We start from the raw sequence: 1076 nt of genomic DNA, 5'->3' as shown, positions 1-1076 counted from the left end.
AGCGTCCTTCAAAGCAGCAAAAGTATCACTTCTTGGCGGAGATTCTTGCCAAAAACGCCGGCATCTCTGCCTCCCTGTCCGCCGCTATCCGCTGCACGTGCGGGTTCTGTCCCATCAGTTCCATCAAGGCCTGCGCCTTTGGCATATCGGCCAGCAGGTCGATATCGAACACTTTCTTGCCCACCTGCAAGACCAGCGACAGGCTGTAGTAGAAGTACAAGTCGGCAATGCTCAGGGTCTCACCCGCCACGTATGGCGAAAATTTTCCGTGCCGACCAAGCGAGGCGAATCCCAGCAGCAACTCAGCCTTGGCCTTCTCCTTGACCGCATCCGGCACCGACATGCCGAAAAAAGCCTCGGCGTAGCAGACACGTCCAGGCAGCTCGATGTACAGCTCGATCTCGCGGCACAACGCCAATACCTGGGCGCGCTCGAACGGATCGGCGGGCAACAAGGCCTTGCCTGGCTGGGTTTGCTCGAGGTATTCGAGGATCACGCTGGTTTCGTTGATAAACCCTTGCTCGGTCTTCAGCACCGGCACTTTGCCGCGAGGGCTGATGGCCAGCGCTTCGGGAGTCTGGGCCCCCACGAACGGGACCTCTTCGAAGGGCAGCCCTTTCTCCAGCAGCGCCAGCTTGACCATGTTGTAATAATTGCTGACACAAAAACCATAAAGCTTAAGCATTCCATAGCCTCCAGGCCGTGCGGGGTTGGCAGCCTTGGGTTATAGCCCGCCGGAGTGTTTCGCGCCAGGCGCATCACGCCGCTGAATGCAGGTAAACTGGCGACCTTTCTTACAGGAGCCTGCCATGAGCGAGCCAACCGACATCGACAGCGACGAAGAAGAATTCGTCGAGAACACGCTGATCCAGGCTATCGAAAACCAGATCGAAAGTGACAACCCGCCAGCGGCCAAGGCCACGTTCAACAAGCTGACCCTGGTGGGTTATGAGCGCGACGATATCCTCAACCTGATGGCCCACGTGCTGGCGGTGGAAATCGACGCGATCCTGGAAGAAGACCGCCCGTTCAATACCGAGTGGTACGAAGCCGCGTTGCGCGCCCTGCCCGAGCTG

2 protein-coding genes are annotated in these 1076 nt (G+C 58.5%); one reads left to right on the top strand and one right to left on the bottom strand.

The features are described from left to right. Positions 1-25: 25 nt before the first annotated feature. Positions 26-685, bottom strand: coding sequence for a glutathione S-transferase family protein (locus OC610_RS27885; protein ID WP_264432804.1), 660 nt, complete (start codon positions 683-685; stop codon positions 26-28). A 124-nt stretch (positions 686-809) separates the two neighbouring features. On the opposite strand from OC610_RS27885, the gene OC610_RS27880 reads away from it, so the two are divergent. Further along, positions 810-1076 (top strand): hypothetical protein (locus tag OC610_RS27880; protein WP_264432803.1); only part of this gene is annotated, 267 nt, incomplete at its 3' end.

Origin of the sequence: Pseudomonas agronomica (assembly GCF_025917275.1) — a bacterium.
GTDB classification, from domain to species: Bacteria; Pseudomonadota; Gammaproteobacteria; order Pseudomonadales; family Pseudomonadaceae; genus Aquipseudomonas; species Aquipseudomonas agronomica.
The sequence above is the reverse complement of the archived record's forward strand: the minus strand, read 5'-3'. Positions and strand labels throughout refer to the sequence as shown.